This window comes from Dolichospermum sp. LEGE 00240, assembly GCF_015207875.1.
In the GTDB taxonomy this organism is placed as follows: Bacteria; Cyanobacteriota; Cyanobacteriia; order Cyanobacteriales; family Nostocaceae; genus Dolichospermum; species Dolichospermum gracile.
In genome coordinates this window covers 1-26176 of record NZ_JADEVZ010000020.1, presented here as the reverse complement: position 1 = coordinate 26176, position 26176 = coordinate 1, and the positions used below count along the sequence as shown (strand labels likewise).

The window sequence follows — 26176 nt, the reverse complement described above, 5'->3', positions numbered from 1 at the left end:
TAAGATAAGTTAATTAGTTGCACTTCGGCATACACATTGACTACATACCGCTATATCATGCGATTAATTCCCATTTAATCTCAGATAAATTAAGTTTATGACATCTACCATTTCCATTAACGACAGTCAGCGGTTAGGACTTGAACCCCTAAATATTCCCCACCGTCTCCTATTGGGACCTGGTCCTTCTAACACCCATCCAGCGGTATTACAGGCGATGAATAGCACACCTGTAGGACATTTAGATCCGGCTTTTTTAAACCTCATGGATGAGGTTCAATGTCTGTTGCGTTACGCATGGCAAACAGAAAACCCCCATACTATTGCTGTCAGTGGCACAGGTACAGCCGCTATGGAAGCCACATTAGCTAATTCTGTAGAACCGGGTGATGTTGTATTAATTGGGGTAGCGGGTTATTTCGGTAATCGCTTGGTAGATATGGCGGGTAGATATGGGGCAGATGTGCGAACTATTACTAAACCCTGGGGACAAGTTTTTAATTTAGAGGAAATCAGTGCCGCAGTAGCTACCCATAAACCGGCTATTTTGGCTTTAGTTCATGCTGAAACTTCCACCGGCGCACGTCAACCTTTGGAAGGTGTGGGTGAGTTGTGTCGTCAACATGACACATTGTTGTTAGTAGATACCGTTACCAGTTTAGGTGGTGTTCCCATATTTTTGGATGAATGGGGCGTTGATTTGGCTTATAGCTGTAGTCAAAAAGGGTTGGGTTGTTCTCCTGGTGCGTCACCGTTTACCATGAGTGGGCGGGCAATGGAGAAGTTACAGAAGCGTCAATCTAAGGTGGCAAACTGGTATTTAGATATGACATTGTTGAGGAAATACTGGGGAAGCGATCGCACATATCACCACACTGCACCAATTAACCTGTATTATGGATTACGGGAAGCTCTACGTTTAGTAGCAGAAGAAGGGTTAGCTAGTTGTTGGCAACGTCACCAAAAAAATGTCGAATATCTGTGGGAAGGATTAGAAGACATGGGTTTAAAAATGCACGTTGCCAAAGAATACAGATTACCAACTTTAACCACTGTTTGTATTCCCGAAGGAGTAAATGGTAAATCAGTTGCTAGGCAGTTATTAATTGAGCATAATATTGAGATTGGCGGCGGTTTAGGTGAACTTGCCGGTAAAGTTTGGCGTGTAGGTCTAATGGGTTTTAATAGCCGTCCTGAAAGTGTAGATAAGTTGATAGCCGCACTAGGAACAATGATCTCTAATAATTAGGCGAGTCAGGAGGTAGGGGCGCTTTTTTCTGCGCCCAGTCAGGAGTATGGCTAACGCCACGCTGCACTATCAGGAGTTCAGGAGGAAGAAGAATAGTTTTCACCAATTACCAATTAAGTAGGTGAACACAATAAAACCAATCTATGTAAAGAAAAGTGAAATCCCCCCAAACCCTCTTCACTCTTGCCTTTTGCATGATTGCCTCTTGCCTTGCCATAAGGACGATTTTCAATGCTAACCTACTTACCAATTACCTGTTCAAATAAATAAAAAGAGAGTGGGAGAAGGCATACCAAAAGCCTAAAATCTCCCACTCTACATTTACTGCTGTAGCGTTTGGGAACATATATAAACACTGCCAGTTATTTAGGGGGGTTGATTTAACAACGACAGTATTGATATGCGGTTAATATTCCCTTTGCAGCAAATGTCAAATCTGATTATTGTGATTATTTTTGATTCAATTAATGGTCAATTAGGTGTTTATAAATTATTGTTATTTATGCTGAAAAACGTGAGCATAAATTAAGGGATTGTTTGAAATAGTCAATATTTAGTAAACGTTGATAACCACAAAATTGAATTTGTTTATCTTGCATCAATGTAACTTAGGTAATTAAAACTTGGTTGCCAAGTTGGCATTTTATTGAAAGTTTTGTATTGCTAAGTTTTTAGAGGAATCTTGAATCTTGTCTGTCTTTGATAAATGCTGTATTGGTATTGAGGGGATAAATTTTCTCTGGAGGCGAAATTATGAGCAAATTTTTGCTATTAGTGGATTTATAACGCTGCTGGGAGGACATTTTTTGACTATGGCGATGGCGTTGACTACTTCTTCTGCTTTCTTTGGAATTTTGCAATAGGTAGAAAATTACCAACGAACCACTGGAACAGCAGAAGATGACGGCAATGATCAACCATAGAGGTAGGGGATGACTAGTATCGGCAAATCTAGAAATGGTTGATTGTACAGGGATATATGCGGTTTCCGCTTTTTCTACCTGTGGCACATAGCCAGTATAAATCAATTGATTATAGGCAATAATTACAACTCCTACAGGAATTAGTAACAAACTTAAAAACCAAACTCCAGGGTAATTTTTCAGTAGGTTTACTAGAATTTTTCCAGGATTTCGCTTTCTTTTTAACTCTTGTTCATTGTCCATTATATTAATCACATAAATCATATTTATGACAAGAGGAAAAAGAAATATTTTCCCCTTTTAACTAATCCGCTATCTCCTATCCCTAATCCCCCTAATTAATGGGAGAATGTCTGGCGATCGCTAGTTGAATTAACTGATCTACCAACTGGGCAAAGGGTATACCCGTATTAGCCCAAAGTTGGGGATACATACTTGTGGAGGTAAACCCTGGGAAGGTGTTAATTTCGTTAATAAAAAGTTCTCCGGTAGCTTCTACATAGAAAAAGTCTACTCTAGATAAACCAGCGGCATCCACAGCCGCAAAGGCTTGTAAAGCCATGTCTTGAATTCGCTGTGCCACCGTATCTGGTAAATTGGCGGGAATGAATAAATCGGCTTTCCCAGGGGTATATTTGGTTTCGTAATCGTAAAAATCACTATTAAAGGTAATTTCACCAACAACGGAGGCTTTGGGGTTGTCGTTACCGAAAACGGCACATTCGACTTCTCTGGCTATAACTCCAGCTTCGACAATAATTCGTCTATCATGGGTGGCAGCATTATCCAAAGCTGTTTCTAGTTCTTGGCGCGATCGCACTTTGGCAATTCCCACCGATGAACCTAGATTAGCAGGTTTGACAAAACAGGGATAGCCCAATGTGGCTTCAATTTCATCACACAGTTTGGGAAATACGCAAGCATTTGACCAAATTTGCTCTCTCGTCACCGCCTTATATTTTACTTGAGGTAATCCCGCTTGGGCAAAGGCCATTTTCATGGCAATTTTATCCATTCCCACTGCTGAACCCAAGACTCCAGAACCTACAAAGGGAACTTGCATTAAAGTTAGTAAGCCTTGAATTGTTCCATCTTCGCCATTTGGACCGTGCAGCACGGGAAACCAAAGATCAACTTCTTGAGTTTCTGGGGGAAATTGCCATAAATTAGGGGTTGTGGAGGGGATTTCATCGGGAACACCAGATGCTAAAACCTGTTGTGCAGTAACTCCTGCTTGCCAACTGCCATTTTTTTGAATATAGAAAGGTAAAACTTCGTATTCCTGAGCATTTTCTTCTAAACTGAGGGCATGAGCGATCGCCCGCGCCGAAATTATTGAAACTTCATGTTCTCCAGAACGTCCACCAAACAGCAAACCCACCCGTAGCTTAGTCATTTTCTTCTCTATCTCCACAAATCCGCAATTTCCATTATCACCAAAGAAAGGGAACAGGGTGGAGGAGAATTGTGATCACGTGAGTTCGACATAACGATAATTTCTGGAAAACTCACCCCACGTAGGAGTCTCAAGCCCTTATTCTCTCGTTGAAAAAATCATAACTCCGAACTCAGGTGTGATCATGATGCTAAATTGCAAGTGCCGATATTAGGGGCGTAAAATAGTTCTTAATATAGGGTCTTAATTTCAATCGTTATGATTTCAGCAAAATTTACCTTAGAACAATCCCATATTGATTTTTTAGAACAGTTCAAGGCAATGGGCTTCAAAGATAAAAGCTCGATTGTCCGTTTAGCGCTAGATAAGTTGCACCAAGAAATAGAACGGCAACAATTAGAACAATCCGCACAGCTATACACCGAATTATATGCACAAGATGAAGAACTTCAAGAACTTACAGATAGCGTTAGTAGAAAAAGAGTTTGATATTTTTATTACGGTGGATAGGAATTTATCTTTTCAACAAAATTAGGTCAAGCTGTAGTTGTTAGTCTGTAGTTTCTTTGGCTCAAATGATGGAGTCGTGGGGACTGGGGACTGGGGAATAGGTAATTTCTTCTTCTTCCTGACTCCTACCTTTTACAAAAAATCCATAATGTGTTACCCTAGAATAGTTGTCTAAAATCCGCACATCTGGGAATTCGGGTGTTTCTTAAAATTGAGAAATACACCTAGATGGAGGTTTAACCCGAATAGGAGTAACAAAATATGCCAGTAGTTTCCTTGGCTCAAATGATGGAGTCAGGTGTTCACTTTGGTCACCAGACCAGACGTTGGAACCCCAAAATGGCTCCTTATATCTACACCTCACGCAATGGTGTACATATCATTGACTTGGTACAAACAGCCCAGTTGATGGATAACGCGTATAATTATATGCGGACTCAATCAGAGCAAGGTAAAAAATTCCTGTTTGTTGGCACTAAGCGCCAAGCAGCCGGAATTATTGCCCAAGAAGCCCTCCGTTGTGGTTCTCACTACATTAACCAACGTTGGTTGGGTGGAATGCTCACCAACTGGGCAACCATTAAAACCAGAGCCGAGCGTCTCAAAGATTTAGAACGGAGAGAAGAAAGTGGCGCTCTGGATTTATTACCCAAGAAAGAGGCCTCCATGCTGCGTCGGGAAATGACGAAGCTACAAAAATATCTGGGCGGCATTAAAAATATGCGGAAAGTCCCCGATATCGTGATCATTGTTGACCAGAAGCGGGAATATAATGCTGTTCAAGAATGCGAAAAATTGGGGATTCCCATTGTGTCCATGTTGGATACCAATTGTGACCCAGACGTTGTAGATATTCCTATCCCAGCCAACGACGACGCAATTAGATCCATTAAGTTAATTGTTGGTAAATTAGCAGATGCTATCTATGAAGGTCGTCACGGTCAGCTAGAAGTGGAAGAAGACTACGATGATTACGCTGACGAAGACTACGAATATGATGAAAGTGATAGCACTGATTCAGAGGACGAAGCATAAGCATCTATAATCGGGATTAAGGCATACCAAAAAATAAATTAGCCAATTTTTTAGTAGTCTGGCAAACAAGTAGGGGTAAAGCAAAAGCTTAATGGTGTCAACTTAAGCCCTGGCGAATGGAATTCACGGCTACACAAACAAAGTCCGCCTGCGCGGACTAAGGAAAAATCAAGGATTGAAACCCACGTAGGTGGGTTTTGCCTGTGTAGACGCGGTTTCTAACCGCCCGTTTTACTAAAGATTGCGGTATTTTTTTGAATGAAAGTCCCTTACAGCCGATTGTAGATTAATTAGGTACGGGATCTAAGTTCAAAGTCAGAGATCAAGCCAGTTTTACTCTTGACTCCTGACTCGGTGACTCCTGCTGTAAATGATTTTTAAATGAGTCCTGATCGTCTGATAATCTTGAATAATATTTGTATCTGTCAAGTTAAGAATTGAGGCAATATGGCGGAAATATCTGCAAAACTCGTCCAAGAGCTACGCCAAAAAACCGGTGCTGGCATGATGGACTGCAAAAAGGCACTGAAGGAAAGTGAAGGTGATATCGAGGCGGCCACAACTTGGCTACGGCAAAAAGGTATTGCCAAAGCTGATAAAGGAAGCTCTCGCATTGCCGCAGAAGGTCTAGTAGAGACTTACATTCAGCCCGGTGGTCAGGTAGGTGTACTTATAGAGGTAAACTGTCAAACTGACTTTGTTGCCCGTAACGACGCTTTCAAAGCCTTAGTTAAAAACTTGGCACAACAAGCTGCAACCGCTGATAGTGTTGAGTCTTTATTAACTCAACCCTATATTGAAAAGTCCAGTGTCACTGTTGATGAATTCATCAAAGAAACAATTGCAACTCTTGGTGAAAATATTCAAGTTCGCCGCTTTGTGAATTTCTCTCCTACCACTGACACACCAGGAATAGCAGATAGCTACATTCATACTGGTGGTCGTGTTGGTGTATTATTGGAATTAAATTCTCAAACGAATGAGGCTGCTACTCAGGAAGATTTCCAAAACTTGGCACGGAACGCGGCAATGCAAGTTGCCGCTTGTCCTAATGTTGAGTACGTTAGCGTAGACCACATTCCTGCCGAAGTTGTCACCAAAGAAAAAGACATCGAAATGGGTAAGGATGACTTGGGTAATAAGCCAGAGAACATCAAAGAAAAAATTGTTCAAGGCAGAATTGAGAAACGTCTTAAAGAAATGACTTTACTAGATCAACCTTATATCCGTGATCAAAGTATTTCCGTAGGAGACTTGGTGCAGCAAATACAAAAAATAGTTGGCGAAGAAATTCAAGTTAGTCGCTTTGTCCGTTATGTCCTCGGTGAGGGCATTGAAAAGAACGAAATGAGCTTTGCTGATGAAGTTGCGGCCCAAATTGGCGCTAAGTAATTTTGTGATTAGTCAGTGGTTAGTGGTCAGTGGTAAGTTGTTAAGAATATACACTTAATAGTTAGCTGTTGATTATGGACTTTTACCTTTGACTAATAACTCTATGTATTTACAGGCCACGTAAAACACGCTGGCCTGTATTTTATTTAAATGATGATTATTTATTCAAAATTCCCTATATTTGTACTATACAAACCAATTAACAACTGACAAGGAACAACTGACAAACTTATGGCAAGAGCAATTGAACGGATAGAAAAAGATATTAATGACTTAAAAGAGGCGGTTAGGGCGATCGCTCAAGAACTCAATTTAGCCTATGCTAGATATATAAATATACTGGGGGCAGCCTTACAAAAGCAACTGATTTTAGCTGGTTATTACCTTTGTACCCAGGGATATCCTGATGAATTTCTGAACTTATCACTAAATCAGCGGCAAAAATTACAACAAGGCATTCGTAAATTCAGTCAACAGGCTGCTCAAGAATTAATGAGTTATATTCAACCCCCAGAAATTACTCAAGCGGAAGCAGTTGTAGAAACTGAAGAAAAAGAGAACATTGAAACGGAAAATCAAGAAAATGAAGGGAACGAAGAAAATGAAGAAAAGGAACAACAACCTCAAGCATTAGATCCTTCTAACCCCGTAGAACTAGTTGAATGGCAACAAGATCTAGAAGAGGCAATTCAGGAGACTTTGAAAAAAGTCTCCCAGGCGGTTAATATTTTAATCCAAAAAACCGGAGTTTTACCCAAAAAACTACCAGAACCAATTTTAGTCGCTGCCACCGCTGCTGCTGCTTCCTCAGAGGGTTCTAGTAATATGATACCTAGCCCCCCTAATCTCTTAAACTTAGTGATAGAAATTAGTGATGAAGAAGATTCCGAAGATTCTAGCCTGACTCAGATTATGGCTATTCACTTACGACTAGGAGAAATAGAATTTGCTGAAGCGACACTATTGGCAGAACGCAAAGGAATTCGTAACATTTTAATGCAATTGAATAAACTAGGACGAGAATATCAAAAAAGGCAACGAGAACTGAAAATTGCTGAAGCCGAAGCCGCTTGGCGTGCCAGTTGGTTTGAGGATTAAGTAGGTGAGCAGGGAAATTAAAAATGCAAAATTAAAAATTAGAACCTGTATAGGTTATTAAAAATATCTATCTATTAACACTACATACTCCCTTGACAACTGACAACTGACCAATGACTAATGAAACGCCCGATTGGATAAGATTATATAAAGCCTTAGCATTTGAAGCTGAAAAAGGCTTTATAGATTTAGTAGGTAAGCAATACCGCTTTAGTGAATTTCTGTGTTTGACTTTTGGTAATTTCCCAACTGCCTTACCACCAAAAGAAAGACTCCGCTGGCATCAAGTAGGAACGCAATTTGCCAATTATCCAAATTTAACATTACCAGAAAGACAACATTTAGTAGCAGAAATTAGAAGATATCTAAATCAACTGCAACAAGAACTAGAAACAGAAGAACCCAAAACAAATTACGAATCTAAAAACCAACATCCCATTACGCCAATTGTTGTCGAAATTAATAAAAAATTACCACTAACACTGGATAAAAAACTTAGAGATGTCCCAGAAATTGGCATTAAAAAATCTGATAGTTTAGCGCGGCTGGATTTACATACTGTTCGGGATTTACTGTTTTATTATCCTCGTGATCATATTGATTATGCCCGTCAGGTAAATATTAGCGAACTGGAAGGAGGGGAAACAGTAACTATCATAGCGACCGTTAAAAGATTTAATTTTTTCACCAGTCCTAAAAATAAAAAGTTATCAATTTTAGAATTAATTTTAAAAGACAATACCGGACAAATTAAAGTTACCCGTTTTTACGCAGGTGCGCGTTTTAGTAGTCGTGGTTGGCAAGAAAGTTTAAAACGCAACTATCCTGTAGGTAGTATGTTGGCGGTTTGTGGATTAGTCAAAGGTGGTAAATATGGTTTAACTTTGGATAATCCAGAATTAGAAGTTTTGGCAAATCCAGGAGACCCTATTGATTCTATAACTATTGGGCGAGTTGTCCCTATTTATGCCTTGACTGAAGGAGTAATGGCTAATACAGTCAGACAGGCTGTAATGACAGCTTTAACAGCAGCAGTGAATTTAAAAGATCCTTTACCTAAAGGTTTACGAAAAAAATATGCTTTGATGGAATTGAAAGAAGCAATTCCGAATATTCATTTTCCTAAAGATAGTGACTCTTTAAAAATTGCCCGTCGTCGGTTAGTATTTGATGAATTTTTCTATTTACAACTTGGCTTACTGCAACGACAAAAAAAAGCGCGAGAAATTCAAACCAGTGCCATACTGACACCCACAGGCAAATTATTAGAACAATTCGACAAAATTCTTCCTTTTCAATTAACTGGCGCACAACAGAGAGTTGTGAATGAAATTCTCACGGATTTACAAAAACCTGTAGCTATGAATCGCTTAGTTCAGGGTGATGTTGGTTCAGGGAAAACTGTTGTTGCTGTTATTGCTATTTTGGCAGCAATTCAATCAGGTTATCAAGCGGCGTTAATGGCTCCTACGGAAGTATTAGCAGAACAACATTATCGTAAATTAGTAAGTTGGTTTAATCTCCTCCATTTACCAGTTGAATTATTAACAGGTTCGACAAAAGTAGCTAAAAGAAGAGAAATTTATTCCCAATTAGAAACAGGTGAATTACCTTTATTGGTAGGAACTCATGCTCTAATTCAAGATAAAGTTAATTTCCAACAGTTGGGTTTAGTAGTCATAGATGAACAGCATCGTTTTGGAGTAGAACAAAGGGCAAAGTTACAGCAAAAAGGCGAACAACCTCATGTTTTAACAATGACAGCTACACCCATTCCCCGGACTTTAGCATTAACTGTACATGGGGATTTAGATGTTAGTCAAATTGATGAATTACCACCGGGAAGACAACAAATTCAAACCACGATGTTAAGTGGAAAAGAACGTCCCCAAGCTTACGATTTAATCCGGCGAGAAGTTGCTCAAGGTAGACAGGTTTATATAGTTTTACCTTTGGTAGAAGAATCGGAAAAATTAGATTTGCGTTCGGCTGTAGATGAACATCAGAAGTTACAAGAAAGTGTGTTTCCTGATGTTCAAGTTGGGTTATTGCATGGACGCATGACTTCAGCAGAAAAAGAAGAAGCAATTAATAAATTCCGCGATAATGAAACTCAAATTATTGTTTCTACGACTGTGATTGAGGTGGGTGTAGATGTACCTAATGCTACTGTAATGCTGATTGAACACGCGGAGAGATTCGGTTTATCACAATTGCACCAATTGCGGGGACGAGTGGGACGAGGTGCAGATCAATCTTATTGTTTATTAATGAGTAGCTCTCGAAGTCCTGATGCTCAACAACGGTTAAAGGTGCTAGAACAGTCCCAAGATGGTTTTTTTATCTCGGAAATGGATATGCGGTTTCGCGGTCCTGGGGAGGTGATGGGAACTCGTCAATCTGGTGTAGCAGATTTTACTTTAGCGAGTTTGGTGGAAGATGAGGACATTTTGCTGTTAGCGCGACAAGCAGCGGAAAAGGTGATTGATATGGATGCAAGTTTAGCGCGTTGGCCATTAATGCAGGATGAGTTAAGGTATAGGTATGAGCGGTTAATGGGTGGCGCGATTTTGACGTAAAATAACTGAGTAATATCTTGGTTAACGGGAATGGCGATAACTTTTACGATCCGTATTATGATTAGGCGATTGGCATAAATTTTGACTCCTCAAAACTTTTCCAACACCCTCTTAGAAAAAGCAGGTTTTTATATAAGTAGGGCTTGCCGAAAAAACGTAAAACGTAAATGAATCAAAGGTTTGAGGTTGATAAAAAATTTTACTTTTCTTTACACAGATTGGTTTTATTGTGTTCACCCTACTTGGTCAGACAAAAGGGAAGTCATGTAAGAATGAAACATGAAGATAATCGAGTTGTTTCTATTCCTTCTCATATTGGTAAGTAGTCGGACAAAATTAAATTCACTCGTTGAGAGAGGGAACTCTTAACTCTTAACTGGGAACAGAAAAATCAGTTGTGTAATTAATTCTGTCCCATTACTTAAAACTATCGGAAAAGGCTTATTAGTAAAAATAATTTGAGATGCAGATTTAACTAAAGATGAATTGATCGAAGTTTTAAATTAGTTCTTAGGGAGAATTTTCTTTATTCCCTAAAGTGATATAATAGAACAATTAAAACTGCAAAGTAAATTTCTATGGTAATTCTAGCACCTACTTACAGCAACACTCACACCAATAGCGTCATCCTCCATCATATTTCTTGGAATACTTTTGAACGAATTTTATTAGAAACAGGTGATGATCGCCATAACAGGTTTACTTATAATCAGGGAATCTTAGAAATTATGACTCCATTAATGCCCCATGAACATAATAACCGTTTGTTGCAAAATCTAATTATTGTTTTAGTTGAAGAGTTAAATCTCAATGTCAAAAGCACTGGTTCATTAACTTGTAAAAGAGAAGATCTAGCTAGAGGTGTAGAACCTGATTCTAGTTTCTATATTCAAAATGAACCAATCATGAGAAATAAAACCAGTTTAGATTTAACTCAAGATCCACCACCTGATTTAGTCATAGAAGTTGATTATGCTAGTTCTTCTATTGATAAATTACCGATTTATTTAGCTTTAGGTGTTCCTGAAGTTTGGCGTTATGATGAACCTGTAATGCAAATTTATAGTTTATCTGAGGATAAATATATTCCTGGCAATGGTTCACCAACCTTTGCGAATTTACCTTTAAATACAGAAGTTCCTCGGTTTTTAGCTTCTAGTTTACAAGTGGGTGAGGTGTCAATGATTAAAAATTTTCGGAGTTGGTTAAAAACACAAATTTCCTGATTAAATTAAGAAGTCGGTGAGCTGGGTATTATGCTTTTTAAGGTTGAGTTACTTATTGCTCGGTTTTTATTGCTCAGGGGTGACAATAATATGATTTAATGGTATGAAGGCAACCTCTCGATTAAACAGAATTTTGAATTTTTATGGATATCGCCCCTAATCAATCATCAACTCAATTTTTAACCCATGACGAATCTGCACAAGTTGATGCAGCTTTGTTATCTTCTCCTGAGAAGTTTTTAACTAGACTGACTATTTCTTCTTTGCGGATTTTACAACATATTGCTCAGGAATATGATGTGTCTATTGAGGAGTTGACAACTAAGCAAATTATTACTTGGTTTGAAACTGATGCCAAAGTTAGAAGAGAGAAAGGAATTGAGGAAGCGGTTTTGAAGTGGTAAGTTGTGGTATCTAGAATATCCTGACTGGCGGTAATCTTTTCATTGTTCAACGCCAATAAAGAGTATTTGGGGGTTGACAATGGATTTGTAATTTGTTATAGTAGATTTGATAAGGAAGAACTATCTTAAAATAAATGCAATAAAAATTGCGTATCTGGTAGGCAGCAATATTTTAGGGGACAGAATTAAACTTTACTAACAATCGAATAGCACAAACTGCGGGCATCAACTAGTTGTGTATAAGAGTTGGAATAACGATATGGCGATCGCAAATACCCTCCAAGAATCAATTTTTTGGTGGTATTCCCGCCACAGGGGCGATCGCGGGAACTGCGGTGAATTTCCGTTCTGGGGGCAAAACCCGACTATCTGGCGTAATTCGTGGAGGTAGGATTAATTGCTGGCGGTGCTTTATTTATCAAACGGATGAGCGATTTGAGTTTGGTGAAGATTCCCGAAATCAAAAGAATTAATGGAATTAAATGACTAAGTAAAACATGAATAGAAATATCAATCAATGTCTTTGTTGTTCTAGTCGCCGTCATTTTCTTAGATCTTTCCTTCCCGCAGCAGTGGCATTTACTGTTCTGCAATCAGCGACACCAGCAAAAGCCACAGTCAATCAATCCCAAGCTTTAGTTCTGAGTTGTATTGACTTCCGGTTTTTGACAGCAGAACAGTCTTTTTTAAAGAATAAAAACCTCACAGATAAATATGATTTAACAGCTTTAGCTGGTGCTTCATTAGCTTTAACAGGATTCCCCCACAAATCTGACGCTGAAGCATTTTGGGATCAGTTAGATATCTCCTATAAACTCCATCATATCAACACAGTTATTATTATTGATCATCAAGATTGTGGGGCTTATGCAATGATGATTGATCCTAACTTAAGTAAAGATCCTCAACGAGAGTTGCAAATACATACAGATTATTTAAGTCGTGCCTATTCATCAATTCGCGATCGCTATCCTGATCTTAAAGTTGAACTGTATTTTGCAACTCTCAATCAAGGAGAATTTTCACAAATATTGCCGAAATTGTGATTTTTCCGTCAAGAATTGTAATTATTAATTCGAGAAGTTCGCGCCCCCGCCACTGCTCCCACTAAAGAAGCAAGTAAACCTAATAAAGAACCAAAAACATAAAACCACAAAGTTCTCGAAGTTGCAGCAGCAACATCACGAGTTTGTTCAGCAGTTAAGATAGGCGCATTTGGTGCTATAATGTTCCCTTGTTGTTGTAGTTGATTAATCACTTGTGCTGCATTATAAGCCACCACACCAAAAGCACCCCAGACTCCATTTGCTAATAGAAAAGAGCTAAGTGCTAGAGTTGTCGCCCAAAGAATTGCCCCGTTGAGTATTGCTGTCTCTCGGTGCATAGGTCCACAAGCACGGGTTGTTATCCAAGCACCAATAAATAGAGATAGTAATAAAGCAATTGTTGACCAAATTCCGACATTACTAATAATAGTAGGAGCAATTGTTCTCGGCGCTAAGGATTCAGCAATTCTCCCTGCACCAAGGGCGCTAAAAAATGAACTCAATATTAATTGAGTTGCTAAAGCCACTAACACACCGGAAACTATTGGGCCCCAGCGCACTCTGTCCCGATATTCGGTAACTCTACTAGCTATCAAAGACTCAGAAGGACTTATTTCCTCACCGACTCGATTCACGTATGACATAGCTATTTTCTCCCTTACTATAGTGGCAAAGTTACTGACGTATTGGATATTTTTCCTGAAAAATCTTTGGTTTTGAATTTTTTCTTATAGCAGTTATCTTTAGGGATCAATACAATCAAGGGCGGGAAAACCCCTACAGTCTTTACGATTTGCTGACTGTATCTCACCAAGAGTGCATACCGCTATATCAAATCTTTTGTATGCTCATATTTAAAATTAAATCGCTAATTATAATTCTCAATCTCTATCAATAGAAAGAGTTGTTTACCCTTTCTTTAGTTATAAATTGGCTAGATGAGAAATGGTAAAAAATGACAAAAGTATCAAAATATTAACGAATTTTGACGGCTGTTCCTGTGGCTGTAATTACTAATAAAACACCAGATTGATCAACATTAATTGTCCCAGTATCAACAGCAATACCGACAACAGCATCTGCGCCTAAACGTTGCGCTCTTTGTTCTAATTCCTCCATTGCTTTCCGCTGCCCTTCTTCAAAGAGACGTTCATAGCTGCCAGTGCGTCCACCAACAATATCCCGAATACTCGCTAAGAAATCTCGGAGAAAATTGCTACCATAGACAACTTCTGCTGTGACAATACCTAAGTAGGATTGAATTACAGCACCTTGAATCACATCAGTAGTAGTTAACAGCATACATTCATGTACATTAGGTGATTATGGCCAAATTCCAGAAAAAACATCGCCTGATACTTCATTATACCTGTAATTTTGTGTAATTTATCCGTATCGGTTGGCGAAATGATCAATTTATTGTTATAGTTATGAGGATGTCAAGTAATTTTAAGAAATTATTAATATTCTGTAAATGTGAATAAATACAGATTACAAAGATCAATATTTTTGTTTTAATGTGCGAATAAAAACGGTTTAAGAAAACTTAGGAAAATTTACTATGTACAGAAAAACATCAGTCCTGTTAACTGCTTTATTACTAGGATGTTTATTTACTAACACACCTGTAGTAGCGAAAGCTGAGGTCTTAGTGGCACAGGTGAATAATCCAGAGTTGAAAAACTTGATAGATCAGGGAAAAAGACTGGTAGATGCTCAAGATTATCATGGAGCGATCGCAGTCTATCAACAAGCCGCAAAATTAGATCCCAAAAATGACAGAATTTTTGCTGGGATTGGCTACTTATATACTCAACAAGGCAATTTTACCTCTGCTTTAGATGCTTATCGTCGAGCTATTGCCATTAATCCTAATAATAGTGATTTTTACTATGCCGTCGGTTATCTTAAAAGTAGCACAAAAGATAACAAAGGCGCAAAAGAAGCTTACCGTCGGGCTATCCAGTTAAATCGCAATAATGTCAACGCCTATTTAGGATTAGGAGTTGCTCAAACTAGTTTGGGTGATTATCAAGCAGCTATGTGGGCTTATGAACAAGCTATTAATTTAGATAAAAATAATCCCCGCACCTATGAGTTAATCGGTGCTATGTTTAAACAACGACGACAAACGACACAAGCAAACAAAGTTCTCAGAAAGGCATTAGATTTGTATCAGCGGGGAAATGATCAAGAAGGCGTTGCCAGAATCCAAACCATGCTGCAAGAAATAGGTGGTTAGAATCAATTAAAAATAGGGACAGGCTATCAAAACTTTTACCTTGTCCCTACTCTGATGATGGAGAAAAATCTTCAGTGATACTAACTCAATACCTACCAAGCTGCTTTACCTTTTTTATATATTTTCCCTGTAAAAGGCTGTACCCCAATCACAGGATAGGCATCATTAGCAGGGGTGAAAATCCGCATGAAGGCTTCAGAAATAAACTGAGCCATATCAGCAAACATTTTGGAGATAGCCATAATACTATAGCCCCTTTTTAAATCTTTTAATGGGTGATATTCGTACTGTAATACTGTGATGATCTACTTTGCTCATATTCTTCATATATCTATACTAAACACAATCTTTTTTTAAGTAACTTTGCAATACTTTATAATTGTGGTACGAATTATGTTATGCCTAGTACCGCAAGGCGTTCGTCAAAGCAAAACACGGATAACTTCAATTCCTTGGTTGATGGGATAGTAAAAAATAATGTTTCAATCTCTTTTTTTGATGGTTTTGGTTCATATTCACGGTATTCATAATAAGTGTTGATGCAATTCCACTTGATTAAGTATGATCACAACACCTTACACTGTCCATAATGCCTTAATAGATGATCACATAAAACTAAAGCCACCATCGCATCAACCATCGGCACAGCGCGGGGTAAAACACAAGGATCATGTCTTCCTTTTCCTGCTAAAACCGTTTCTTCCCCTTCCTTTGTTACGGTTTTTTGTTCCTTTCTAATCGTAGCCGTTGGTTTAAAAGCCACGCGGAGAATAATGTTTTCACCGTTGGAAATTCCCCCTTGAATACCGCCAGAACGGTTGGTTACTGTTCTAATTTCCCCATGTTCATCAATATAAAATTCGTCGTTATGTTCAAAACCTGTTAATAAAGTTCCGTCAAAACCAGAACCGATTTCAAAACCTTTACTTGCAGGTAATGACATCACTGCTTTTGCTAAATCTGCTTCTAATTTATCAAAAATTGGTTCGCCTAAACCCTTGGGAACATTCCGCACCACACATTCAACGACACCACCAATAGAATTACCATCTCGACCGGTTTGTTCGATTAAGGAAATCATGGTGTTGGCAATTTCGCCATCTGGACAGCGGACGATATTGCTTTCGACATCTGCTAAAGTGACAGTATTGGTATCAACAACCCCTTCTAAATCTTTAATGCGCTTCACATAGGCGATTACTTCTACACCTGCAACTTGATGTAAAATCTTTTTAGCGATCGCACCAGCAGCAACTCTACCTATTGTCTCACGGGCTGACGACCTGCCACCACCTTGCCAATTTCTCAAGCCATATTTAGCATCATAGGTAGCATCTGCGTGAGAAGGGCGATATTTCTGCGCCATCTCATCATAATCTTCGGGACGAGTATTTTTATTTCTGACTAAAATGGCAATGGGTGTTCCCAGAGTTTTTCCCTCAAACACACCCGATAAAATCTCACAGGTGTCAGCTTCTTTGCGAGGAGTGGTAATCTTACTTTGTCCTGGCCGTCTTCTATCTAACTCAAATTGAATTTCCTCGGCAGAAATTTCCAGTTGTGGGGGACATCCATCAATGATAACGCCCACACCGCCGCCGTGAGATTCGCCAAAAGTCGTAATACGGAAAAGATGACCAAAAGTGCTGCCCATGATGTTGAGAAAATACAGACCGGAATATTCATTTTACATGAGGTTGGGCGATAGCGAAGCGCTCCGTAGGAATCGCCAAGCATGACCGAGAAATCCCTGATCAAAAATCCCAAATTCCCCAGGACAATCAGTTATCTTAAAGACTCTCACCTTCTTCACTGTCACCTGTTAATAATCGAGTTTGACAGTTAAACTGTTAGAAGAAAACTATAATTTCTAGATTTGACAATTTCCGCCAAAAACAGCCATAAAGCGTAACTATTATGAAAAATTTGCACAAAAAAGCTTTGATCAAACAGCAATTACCAGGTTCTTCTCCGCGTCATGTATTAACAGGAATTATGGCTGCCGGGTTGATGATATTACCCGGTGTGATTGGCACTAATCCCGTTTTAGCGCAACAAAAAACTGAGCGAAATTCTTTAACCTATGGTGAATTAATTCAAAAAGCCAATAAAGGAGAAGTTAAAAAAGTAGAGTTAGATCAAGCTGAACAAACAGCTAGAGTTTATTTAGTGGGACAAAAACCCGACACTCCACCTTTACAAGTCCGCCTTTTAGATCAAAATTCGGAATTAATTAACAAACTTAAAGAAAAAAACGTGGATTTTGGCGAAGTTTCCTCCGCTGGTAACAGAGCCGCTGTAGGCTTATTAATTAATCTCATGTGGATTTTACCCCTAGTGGCACTCATGTTATTATTCCTGCGGCGTTCTGCCAATGCTTCTAACCAAGCCATGAGTTTTGGTAAATCTCGCGCTCGGTTTCAAATGGAAGCGAAAACAGGCGTAAAATTTAATGATGTGGCCGGAGTCAAGGAAGCCAAAGAAGAATTAGAAGAAGTTGTTACTTTCCTCAAACAACCAGAAAAATTTACAGCGGTAGGGGCAAAAATTCCCAAAGGTGTACTATTAATTGGACCACCAGGAACAGGAAAAACCTTACTCGCCAAAGCCATTGCTGGGGAAGCAGGTGTGCCATTTTTCAGTATGTCTGGCTCAGAATTTGTGGAAATGTTCGTTGGTGTCGGCGCTTCCCGTGTCCGCGATTTATTCAAAAAAGCCAAAGAAAATGCTCCTTGTTTAATATTTATTGATGAAATTGACGCAGTAGGAAGACAACGGGGTGCAGGTATTGGGGGTGGAAATGATGAACGGGAACAAACCCTCAACCAGCTATTAACGGAAATGGATGGTTTTGAAGGCAATACAGGGATTATTATTATTGCGGCTACTAACCGTCCAGATGTCCTTGATTCGGCTCTATTACGTCCAGGACGCTTCGATAGACAGGTAATTGTGGATGTTCCCGATTTGAAGGGAAGACAGGAAATTTTGACAGTCCACGCTCAGAATAAGAAAATTGATCCTAGTGTATCTTTAGAAGCGATCGCTCGCCGCACTCCTGGATTTACTGGTGCAGATTTAGCCAATTTACTCAACGAAGCCGCCATTCTCACCGCCAGGAGACGTAAAGAAGCCGTTACCGACTTAGAAATTGATAACGCCATAGATAGAGTAGTCGCCGGTATGGAAGGGACTGCTTTAGTAGACAGCAAAAACAAACGCCTGATTGCTTACCACGAAGTTGGACACGCTTTAGTAGGAACATTAGTTACAGGTCATGATCCTGTACAAAAGGTTACACTCATTCCCAGAGGACAAGCACTAGGTTTAACTTGGTTTACTCCCAATGAAGAACAGGGTTTAATTTCCCGTTCCCAAATTTTAGCCCGCATTGCCGCAACTTTAGGTGGTCGCGCGGCTGAAGAAATCGTGTTTGGGAAAGCGGAAGTTACCACAGGTGCAGGAAATGACTTGCAACAAGTTACCAGTATGGCACGACAAATGGTAACGAAATTTGGAATGTCCGATTTAGGTCCAGTTTCCCTAGAAAATCAAAACAACGATGTATTTTTAGGACGGGACTGGATGAATAAATCTGAATATTCCGAAGACATTGCGGCGAAAATTGATCACGCAGTCCGGGAGATTGTTAACCGCTGTTATCTTCAAGCTAAAGAAATCATTCAAGAAAACCGCTTAACCTTGGAACGAGCCGTTGATTTGTTAATAGAACAAGAAACCATTGAAGGGGATGTATTCCGCACCATTGTCGCTGATAATACAGCCGTTAAAGTCACTAATGAGCCAGTAGCCGCAACTTATTAGTTGAGTTTACATAATCTTTGTAGAGACGTTCCATGTAATGTCTCTACTTCTTTCTGATTAATAAAAATATCAAAAAGATTGTTCCAGAACTTTTTTAAATGGTGGTTTAACATTATAATTAGTAGGAATTTTATCTCGCACCATCACCTCAATAACTGTATATGCAAGATCGTGAAAAAATGATCTAGAAGATCCGATTTCCCCAAATGATTCGTTATTCCAAATCCGAGCTTTTCCGGTTATACCTAAATCTAATACTTTGATCATGAGTCAATCCCCCAAGCTTTTCCTGGGTAATAACAATTATATGTGAAGCTGCACAGAATCATGAAATCCATGAGTTCATCCGCATTTATCTGCGTTTATCTGCGTTTATCTGCGGTCAATAATTCTGTAAAAACAAAAATCTCACCATAGTGGGATTTAGGGGCAGATAAAAGCTAAAATTAGCAATTGGAGAGTTAACAGATGCCATGTTTGACATATTGCCTTTTCACTTTCAGTTAGATAAAATAGCGATCGCTGGAGCTTGTTTATGGGCTTTAGCCTTATATCTGAGTTTTTCCCAAACCAGAGAATGGATAACGACACAACTCAACCGCTGGTTCAATTTTGCTGAACGTTCCCTCTATACCAGTGAATCAGAATTTGAAAAAACTCGCAAAGCCAGAGAATCACAAAATTCCTTTTATGCTTCACTATTTAGCATTTTCCCATTTTTGATATTTGGTGGTTTATCTAACTGGCTTCTAGATATCAGCTTAGGTAATAGCTGGGGGATTAGCATTGGTATACTTGCTTGTATCGGTGCAGGTGTGTATGAACTAGGACGCAGACAAGGGGAAGAGTAAATTCATGTCCTTTCAATCATAGTTATTTCTGCATCAGTTAATTCATAAAGTTCATAAACCAATTGATTGATTTGTCTATCAGTAGCTTGTATTTGTTGCTGAATCATTTTTTTGGACGGGGGTGTATTTACCTCATTGATTTTTTCATGCAGAGAAAGCATTTGTTGTACTAAATTAACAATTAAATCATGTTTTTTCTTCTCTGAAATTTGAGAATTATCAATAACTTTAATAGGAAGATTGCGAATAAACCGAGATTCAAAACTGTAGTAACCACCTCTCATAGATGTAGATGATTTTTTGAGATAAAATTCTAGGACTTTGCTATTTAACAACCCTAAAATGTATTCCCATGAATAATTAGATTTTACTAAAATTCCATATCCTCCAGCGACACCACCTGTAAAAAAGATTTCCCCTGTTTTATCCCATGTAAATGATGAACCTGTAGCAATATCAGGAGTAAATATTTTTGGTAAAGCCATGACATTTAAAGCTTGAAATCTACTATATCCATACCAATTTTCTCCTAACATCTTGCTATTTTCTCTATTTTCTAAATAATTTTTATTATCTAGTAAATAATTCCAGGTTAAAGGATATTCTTTCTCAAAGGTATTCATAGGAATTAATTCCATTAAACCATTATTTTTAAGCATATAGGGAAAAATAATCAACTTATTGGTTTTAGACAAATAATATCTTTTACTATCACCACCTTTGATTAAAGGATGTAGTAACTTAGACTCTAACCAGTATGCTATTTGTTTTTGTTTAGAAGAAATTTGAATTAAATTATCTTCCCGTGATAATTCTTCTACGATATATATTCTATCAGCACTGGTTTTAATTCCTTGAAAAATTCTCTCTGTTACATCTTCTAGTGTAGATTTAATTTGTTGTAACTTGGTAAATATTTTAGCATCTTCTCCCAAAATAAAATTCCATTCTGAACCTGAAACTAATGAATGATGAATAATTCCTGTTTGACTATTATTGTTGATTTTCCAATCCATTAAATCAATTACTTTTTCCATTTCTAAATCAGATTGTTGTGATTTTTTCAAAAAAAGCAAACAAGTATAAGTTGAAACCTTGGGAAAAACTTGTTGATCTCCGAAATGCACTATTTTATTCAGATATTTACCCTCAGAAATTAACTTCCTGATAGACTCCCCATATTGAGCATTAAAAAACTTATGAGGTAAAATAAAACCTAAATAGCCATCTTTTCTTAATAACTTCAATCCCTTTTCCACAAAGATAACATAAATATCATAATTCCCCTTACTAGCAGAAACATATTGTTGTTTATAAAATTCAACTTCCAATGCAGCCCATTCTTTTAAAGCTTGAATTCTAATATAGGGAGGATTACCAATAACTACATCAAAACCACCTCGTTTCATAATAGCAGAAAAAGCTGATTCCCAGTCGAAAATATTAACCCTATAAGCCGTATCCTCATCTAAAAAATCTAATTGAGTCTGTTGATAAAATTCTCCATCTATCAAGGTATTACCACATTGAATATTATAATCTAAATCAGGTAAAGCCCTTTCCTTAAATAACTGTAATTGTCTGGTAATTGTTTCTCCTGATTCTCCCTCCAATACCTTCAATAACAAAGATAACTTAGTTGTCTCTACCGCTTGTTGATCAATATCAACACCATAAATGTGAGTTAATAAAATTTGCTTTCTTTCACTTGCAGTTAAACGCCATTGATGATCCGAAATTTGATAGAATTTATTTTTGTATTTCTTGGGATTTTGCAGATATTGTTCCAAATACCAATCTAGGATAAATTGATAAGCCACAATTAAAAAAGAACCAGAACCACACGCAGGATCAAGAATTGTCATATCTTGGATTTTTTCTGGTTTTTTACCCTCTAAAACCTTACCAATAGTTTGTTTAATAATATAATCAACAATATAACTAGGAGTGTAATAAACACCTCCAGCTTTTCTTACTTCCGGTTTATCTTCAATAACTGCTTGACGACTTGCAGATATTTGAATGACTTTCCCTAAAAATTGTTCATACACTTGTCCTAAAATTTCCACAGGAATCACAGAAAACTCATAAGGACTTTCTGGAGGATAAAGTTTTCTAATAATTAAGGTTAAAATAGAATCATCTATAGTTAAATTCAAAGTAAAATCATCAGGATTCTCTCGTCCTTTCTCATCTTGAAAATAGAATAAACCAGAATTATAGCGATAATCTGCATTGATAAATAACCGACCTAACTCTTGATAAAAATTTTCAAACTTTAATAAATTATATAACTGTTGATAAGGTTCAATTCCCCTATCTTCACAAATGCGTAAAAAGACAATTCTATTAATTGTCATTTGCACAGCAAAATTTAACTCTCTTTGTTGAATTTGCGGATTTCGCCAAACAATATTAGCAGCTAAATTTTCTCGCCAAACTTCAATTTCTTGGAGAAATTTTTGATCAACAGTAATCCCAGACTTAACTTTAGTTTCCGCAAACCTTTCTAAAGAACCATTTAACACAGCTTCCTTAGAAAAAAGATTATAAATCTCTGCCCATTTATCAATATATTCTGTATAATTAAAATGTTTGATTCTAGCCACTGATGCTGAATCATTTTTATTTGGCATAATTCGACAGTCATAAACTGCAAATTCTTCAAAATCTGTTAAAATACTTAAAGCTAACTTTGCAGACCACCCATAACGTCTGACTTGAAAAGCTGCACTCATGTTTTGACCCACATTAACAGCGGGTTTTTTCGCTTCCACAAAAAACTTCCTCACTCCCCCCACCCGAAAACTATAATCAGGTGCTTTGGCTTTATTTGCATCACTAATTTTTAAAGAGTCTTCATGAACAACATCTTTATAAATATCAGAAATTTGTCGTTCATTGCCAATATCCCATCCCAAAGCCGCAAACAAAGGATTAATAAATTCAATTCTAGTTTGTGTTTCATTAATTCCCCCCGCCCGATACAATTCTATTGAAGAGTGAAAATGTTTAACCAGTTGAATAATGCTATCAGGTGCTTTCATATCTAGAAAAATCCCAATTTTATCTAAATCTATAATAACTCTTGTTTTACCAAAATTGCTAACTTATCCGCAGCACCACCTTCACCTCTAACACTGCGTAATTTATCCCGCATAGCCTCTAATTTTTCTGGATTTGCTAACAAATCTAAAACCATTTCTCCCACTTCTTCAGATTGCAATTTACCTACTAATTCCGGGACAATTTCTGCTTGCGCCCAAATATTTGGCCAAGCAAATAAACCCTTACGTCTCAACACCCACCAATTAATTAATTTAGCAAAACTAGAACCTACTCCCGGTAAATTTGCTAATATTCCTGGTAAACCATCCCAAGAACGCATTGCATCTAATTGTTGAGTTGGTAATAGGACAATCATCGGTACAGCCAAAGCACCTAATTCTGCGGTATTTGCACCAACCGTAGTTAAACAAATAGAACATTGGGATAATAAATCATAAACTGGATTTTCTTGTTTTAATTCCACTCTTAATTCAGTAGTAGTTGCCAGAAAATTACCTGATAAAGATGCACCTTGAAACCCAAAAACTTTTGTAAATGAATTAGTTTCAGGATTAGCAAAACTAGCTAAAGTTGGTAAATCTAAAGTTGGTGCAACGGGAATAAAAAACTTCGTTTTTGGGTTTTGACGATAAATATATTCAGCAATTGCTAACATTAAAGGTACACCTTGGGTTAATTTTGCAGATTTTGATCCCGGTAAAATTCCAATTAGTTCAACTTTAGATTGAGGATTTGCTATTTTAGGTGTGATTTCATTCTTTGCTGCTTCTAACATCAAATCACCAACAACAGTGAATTTATCAGCATATTTAGCAGAGACATTTTTCGCAACTTGAGCTTTCATAATGGCAAATTTATCTATAAAATTGTGCCAACGCGCTTCCCATTCCGCATAAACTACAGTTTTATATCCTAATTTTTTACCAATAATTACCGGAAAAATTTGATCACCACCTAAAAATATGACTACACCTTGATTTCTCCATTCCCAATTTTGCGCGGTTTTTCCCCACAGTAAAAATTGCCAAAAATATTCCGGTGCTTGAACTCTATCAACCTCTGGATAACCTAACGCTATATCAGTTTCTTTACCACTAGCATGGGGACAAGGTGACAATATTACAGAAATTCTCAGTTGAGAAACATCATGTCCTAATTCTTCCCTCAATGCTTTAACAACAGGACGTACCCAAGTTGTAACCTCTCCAGGTCCATTGGAAAGAATGAGAATATCTACGGGTGTAGTCATTTAATTATTACCAATAAGTTATAAAATATAGAACTCATATTTGATTCTTGAAAAAAATTAGCTATTGTAGGGTGCGTCAGACTGCATAAATTCTATCAATAAACAGATTTGTAATATCTAACGCACCTTACGTATCTTTTCATAAATCAAATATTATTCCTATATGATTATACTGATATAATGAATTAAGGCAACAAATCTCAATTAGATATAGTGACAAGGTATCTAAAGTTTTGTATCGTAGTTAATCAAATTCATAACAAAATCAAATAACAATGTATCATAGTAATTAGTAGCGTAAATGTGCAATGCTTCCCTTCCTGTTTTTAAAGGATATCAGGTAAGCTACGCCCTGATTTACTCATAGCAGAATGTGGCAGCTTTGACGGGTAAACCTAGTTGGGTGATACTGATGTCTAAGGAAAAAAAAGGTAATAAAGAAGTTAAAAAGCCTAAGAAAGATCCCAAGGACAAAAAAGAGAAAAAAGACCCAAATAGATATGATGGTTTAGGTAAGTAATCAAGAGCAAATTCATAAAAGTTTCTGGTAGGGTATAATAGGGGTTTTAGGCTTTCAGCTTTTGACAGATTTAATGGGGTTATCTATGATACATGGATAATCCCATTTGATTTCCATACTGATCAGTTAAGCTAAAAAAAATTGATTCAGCAGAATATGATTTTACCTCACGCAGAGGCGCAGAGACGCAGAGAGTAAAAAGGCAAGAGGCAAAAGTGAAGAGGGTTTGGGTGAGTTTATCTTGATTTTATTCACTCAAATGGTAAAATTATGACGACCCGTCCAGGGCAAAAAGGTAGTTTGGCATTATTTTGAGTATAATAGCATTTAAGCAAAAATTATTATTGTTCTGATTGAGTTGTAGCAACTTGTATATAAGTACAACCGGAAAATTAGTAACTTGAGTTAGTATTGTTTGAAATATCAGTAACACGGTAATAGGTTATAACTAGTGTGTTAATTCTGAATCCCTTATCCCATAAGACTTCATGCACAAAATGTGTCGCATATTTTTATGAGAAAGTGCCTGGAACAGATGCTTTCGGTGTAAACTACGGTAACACCAATAATTTCCCAGAAAATCGCTCCAAAACACACAAAATTAACATACTAGGTTATAACTCAGGGGAGAGGGTTTTTTCTAATTACCAATCCAAATTTGTTTTCTTTTTAGCCCAACTGCTATGATAGCTACCCACAATCCCGCTGTTTTTGTTTTGGTGATTGAACCAGATGAAACTTTAGCTCATCAATTAGCTGGTGATTTGCAAGAAGCTGGCTATGATGCCATTGTGACTCACGATGCAGCCAATGGATTAAAATACTGTGGCGGTGCTTCCAGTAATCCAACCCATCGCCAACCTGCTTTAATTGTTGTAGACCGAATGCTTGTCGGTGAATCAGGACTATCTTTATGTAAAAATCTCAGAAATATTGGTAATCGTTCTCCTATACTAGTTTTGATGGCTAGAGACACCGTAGATGATCGCATAGCTTGTTTAGATGCTGGTGCTGATGATTACATCCTCAAGCCTTACCGTTCGGAAGATTTTTTAAAGCTGATTCGTCTCTATCTCAAACCAGATGTTGATACCACCGAACAATTACGCTTTGGTGATTTGATTTTGGATATAGGAACCCGCCGGGTTATTTACAACAGTAAGGTCATTGACTTGACCATGAAAGAATTTGAACTCTTAAAGTTCTTAATGGAACATCCCCGTGAAGTATTAACCCGTGAACAGATTTTAGAAAATGTTTGGGGTTACGACTTTATGGGTGAGTCCAATGTTATTGAAGTGTATATTCGTTACCTGCGACTCAAAATTGAAGAAGAAGGTCAAAAACGCCTAATTCAAACTATCCGCGGTGTAGGTTATGTACTCAGAGACTCCTAAAATCCATAAAATCAGAAATAATATCTAAATTTGTGGGCAATTTTGCAGAAATTAAGTAAGATAGTCAGAATCTAAATTGCAGTAAATAATTTAATGGGCAATAGGCAAGAGGCAAGAGTAAAGAGTAAAGAGTAAAGATAGATTTCTCCCCTACTCCCCCACTCC

General features: G+C 37.7%; 25 protein-coding genes. 16 read left to right on the top strand and 9 right to left on the bottom strand.

Going from position 1 to position 26176, the window contains the following annotated elements:
- Positions 1 to 97: 97 nt before the first annotated feature.
- A complete protein-coding gene (locus IQ226_RS08985; RefSeq protein WP_193894669.1) occupies positions 98 to 1249 on the top strand; it encodes an alanine--glyoxylate aminotransferase family protein in 1152 nt (383 codons plus the stop codon).
- 671 nt (positions 1250 to 1920) lie between these two features.
- On the opposite strand, the gene IQ226_RS08980 is transcribed toward IQ226_RS08985, so the two are convergent.
- Complete coding sequence (locus IQ226_RS08980) at positions 1921 to 2415, bottom strand: hypothetical protein (protein WP_193894667.1); 495 nt, start codon at positions 2413 to 2415, stop codon at positions 1921 to 1923.
- 91 nt (positions 2416 to 2506) lie between these two features.
- Complete coding sequence (locus IQ226_RS08975; RefSeq protein ID WP_193894665.1) at positions 2507 to 3568, bottom strand: D-alanine--D-alanine ligase family protein; 1062 nt, start codon at positions 3566 to 3568, stop codon at positions 2507 to 2509.
- Between the two features lie 258 nt (positions 3569 to 3826).
- On the opposite strand from IQ226_RS08975, the gene IQ226_RS08970 reads away from it, so the two are divergent.
- From IQ226_RS08970 to IQ226_RS08925, 10 genes are all read left to right on the top strand, one after another.
- Positions 3827 to 4057 carry a hypothetical protein gene (locus tag IQ226_RS08970; RefSeq protein WP_193894663.1) on the top strand — a complete coding sequence of 77 codons (231 nt, stop codon included), beginning with the start codon at positions 3827 to 3829 and terminating at the stop codon, positions 4055 to 4057.
- A 282-nt stretch (positions 4058 to 4339) separates the two neighbouring features.
- Positions 4340 to 5113 (top strand): 30S ribosomal protein S2, encoded by a 774-nt coding sequence (gene rpsB / locus IQ226_RS08965; protein WP_193894661.1) that lies wholly within the window; start codon positions 4340 to 4342, stop codon positions 5111 to 5113.
- A gap of 447 nt (positions 5114 to 5560) precedes the next feature.
- Complete coding sequence (gene tsf / locus IQ226_RS08960; protein ID WP_193894659.1) at positions 5561 to 6505, top strand: translation elongation factor Ts; 945 nt, start codon at positions 5561 to 5563, stop codon at positions 6503 to 6505.
- 231 nt (positions 6506 to 6736) lie between these two features.
- Positions 6737 to 7603 (top strand): hypothetical protein, encoded by an 867-nt coding sequence (locus IQ226_RS08955; RefSeq protein ID WP_193894657.1) that lies wholly within the window; start codon positions 6737 to 6739, stop codon positions 7601 to 7603.
- 113 nt (positions 7604 to 7716) lie between these two features.
- On the top strand, positions 7717 to 10182 hold the full coding sequence (recG, locus tag IQ226_RS08950) for an ATP-dependent DNA helicase RecG (RefSeq protein WP_193894655.1): 2466 nt from the start codon (positions 7717 to 7719) through the stop codon (positions 10180 to 10182).
- A gap of 167 nt (positions 10183 to 10349) precedes the next feature.
- On the top strand, positions 10350 to 10508 hold the full coding sequence (locus IQ226_RS08945) for a type II toxin-antitoxin system HicA family toxin (protein ID WP_193894653.1): 159 nt from the start codon (positions 10350 to 10352) through the stop codon (positions 10506 to 10508).
- A 252-nt stretch (positions 10509 to 10760) separates the two neighbouring features.
- Entirely contained in the window at positions 10761 to 11408 is a 648-nt protein-coding gene (locus IQ226_RS08940) for a Uma2 family endonuclease (protein ID WP_193894651.1), read from the top strand.
- 143 nt (positions 11409 to 11551) lie between these two features.
- Positions 11552 to 11812 (top strand): hypothetical protein, encoded by a 261-nt coding sequence (locus tag IQ226_RS08935; protein WP_193894649.1) that lies wholly within the window; start codon positions 11552 to 11554, stop codon positions 11810 to 11812.
- Between the two features lie 233 nt (positions 11813 to 12045).
- On the top strand, positions 12046 to 12285 hold the full coding sequence (locus IQ226_RS25570) for a SulP family inorganic anion transporter (RefSeq protein ID WP_255539955.1): 240 nt from the start codon (positions 12046 to 12048) through the stop codon (positions 12283 to 12285).
- 24 nt (positions 12286 to 12309) lie between these two features.
- A complete protein-coding gene (locus tag IQ226_RS08925; protein WP_193894647.1) occupies positions 12310 to 12858 on the top strand; it encodes a carbonic anhydrase in 549 nt (182 codons plus the stop codon).
- 8 nt (positions 12859 to 12866) lie between these two features.
- Here the strand turns inward: IQ226_RS08925 and IQ226_RS08920 are convergent, their stop codons facing one another.
- Together IQ226_RS08920 and IQ226_RS08915 are read right to left on the bottom strand one after the other, a co-directional pair.
- Complete coding sequence (locus tag IQ226_RS08920; protein ID WP_193894645.1) at positions 12867 to 13502, bottom strand: hypothetical protein; 636 nt, start codon at positions 13500 to 13502, stop codon at positions 12867 to 12869.
- Between the two features lie 331 nt (positions 13503 to 13833).
- Positions 13834 to 14160 (bottom strand): YbjQ family protein, encoded by a 327-nt coding sequence (locus tag IQ226_RS08915; RefSeq protein WP_027402424.1) that lies wholly within the window; start codon positions 14158 to 14160, stop codon positions 13834 to 13836.
- A gap of 259 nt (positions 14161 to 14419) precedes the next feature.
- Between IQ226_RS08915 and IQ226_RS08910 the strand changes: the two genes are divergently transcribed.
- Complete coding sequence (locus IQ226_RS08910; protein ID WP_193894643.1) at positions 14420 to 15100, top strand: tetratricopeptide repeat protein; 681 nt, start codon at positions 14420 to 14422, stop codon at positions 15098 to 15100.
- Between the two features lie 92 nt (positions 15101 to 15192).
- On the opposite strand, the gene IQ226_RS08905 is transcribed toward IQ226_RS08910, so the two are convergent.
- The gene (locus IQ226_RS08905) at positions 15193 to 15342 is read right to left on the bottom strand and encodes a hypothetical protein (RefSeq protein WP_027402426.1); all 150 of its coding nucleotides are present in this window, start codon (positions 15340 to 15342) and stop codon (positions 15193 to 15195) included.
- Positions 15343 to 15665: 323 nt separating this feature from the next.
- Positions 15666 to 16754 (bottom strand): chorismate synthase, encoded by a 1089-nt coding sequence (gene aroC / locus IQ226_RS08900; RefSeq protein ID WP_193894641.1) that lies wholly within the window; start codon positions 16752 to 16754, stop codon positions 15666 to 15668.
- A gap of 263 nt (positions 16755 to 17017) precedes the next feature.
- Here aroC and ftsH point away from each other — a divergent pair, with 263 nt between their 5' ends.
- Positions 17018 to 18925 (top strand): ATP-dependent zinc metalloprotease FtsH, encoded by a 1908-nt coding sequence (ftsH, locus tag IQ226_RS08895; protein WP_193894639.1) that lies wholly within the window; start codon positions 17018 to 17020, stop codon positions 18923 to 18925.
- A 69-nt stretch (positions 18926 to 18994) separates the two neighbouring features.
- Here the strand turns inward: ftsH and IQ226_RS08890 are convergent, their stop codons facing one another.
- A complete protein-coding gene (locus IQ226_RS08890) occupies positions 18995 to 19192 on the bottom strand; it encodes a hypothetical protein (protein WP_193894721.1) in 198 nt (65 codons plus the stop codon).
- Between the two features lie 206 nt (positions 19193 to 19398).
- Between IQ226_RS08890 and IQ226_RS08885 the strand changes: the two genes are divergently transcribed.
- Positions 19399 to 19776, top strand: a complete 378-nt coding sequence (locus tag IQ226_RS08885) for a hypothetical protein (RefSeq protein ID WP_193894637.1) — start codon at positions 19399 to 19401, stop codon at positions 19774 to 19776.
- A gap of 2 nt (positions 19777 to 19778) precedes the next feature.
- On the opposite strand, the gene IQ226_RS08880 is transcribed toward IQ226_RS08885, so the two are convergent.
- Together IQ226_RS08880 and IQ226_RS08875 are read right to left on the bottom strand one after the other, a co-directional pair.
- Positions 19779 to 22823: an N-6 DNA methylase gene (locus tag IQ226_RS08880; protein ID WP_193894635.1), complete on the bottom strand. Its 3045-nt coding sequence runs from the start codon at positions 22821 to 22823 to the stop codon at positions 19779 to 19781.
- Positions 22824 to 22852: 29 nt separating this feature from the next.
- The gene (locus IQ226_RS08875; RefSeq protein ID WP_193894633.1) at positions 22853 to 24094 is read right to left on the bottom strand and encodes a lipid-A-disaccharide synthase; all 1242 of its coding nucleotides are present in this window, start codon (positions 24092 to 24094) and stop codon (positions 22853 to 22855) included.
- A 373-nt stretch (positions 24095 to 24467) separates the two neighbouring features.
- Between IQ226_RS08875 and IQ226_RS08870 the strand changes: the two genes are divergently transcribed.
- Both IQ226_RS08870 and nblR read left to right on the top strand, forming a co-directional pair.
- Complete coding sequence (locus tag IQ226_RS08870; protein WP_157749952.1) at positions 24468 to 24614, top strand: hypothetical protein; 147 nt, start codon at positions 24468 to 24470, stop codon at positions 24612 to 24614.
- Between the two features lie 683 nt (positions 24615 to 25297).
- On the top strand, positions 25298 to 26011 hold the full coding sequence (nblR, locus tag IQ226_RS08865) for a response regulator transcription factor NblR (protein WP_193894631.1): 714 nt from the start codon (positions 25298 to 25300) through the stop codon (positions 26009 to 26011).
- Positions 26012 to 26176 lie beyond the last annotated feature (165 nt).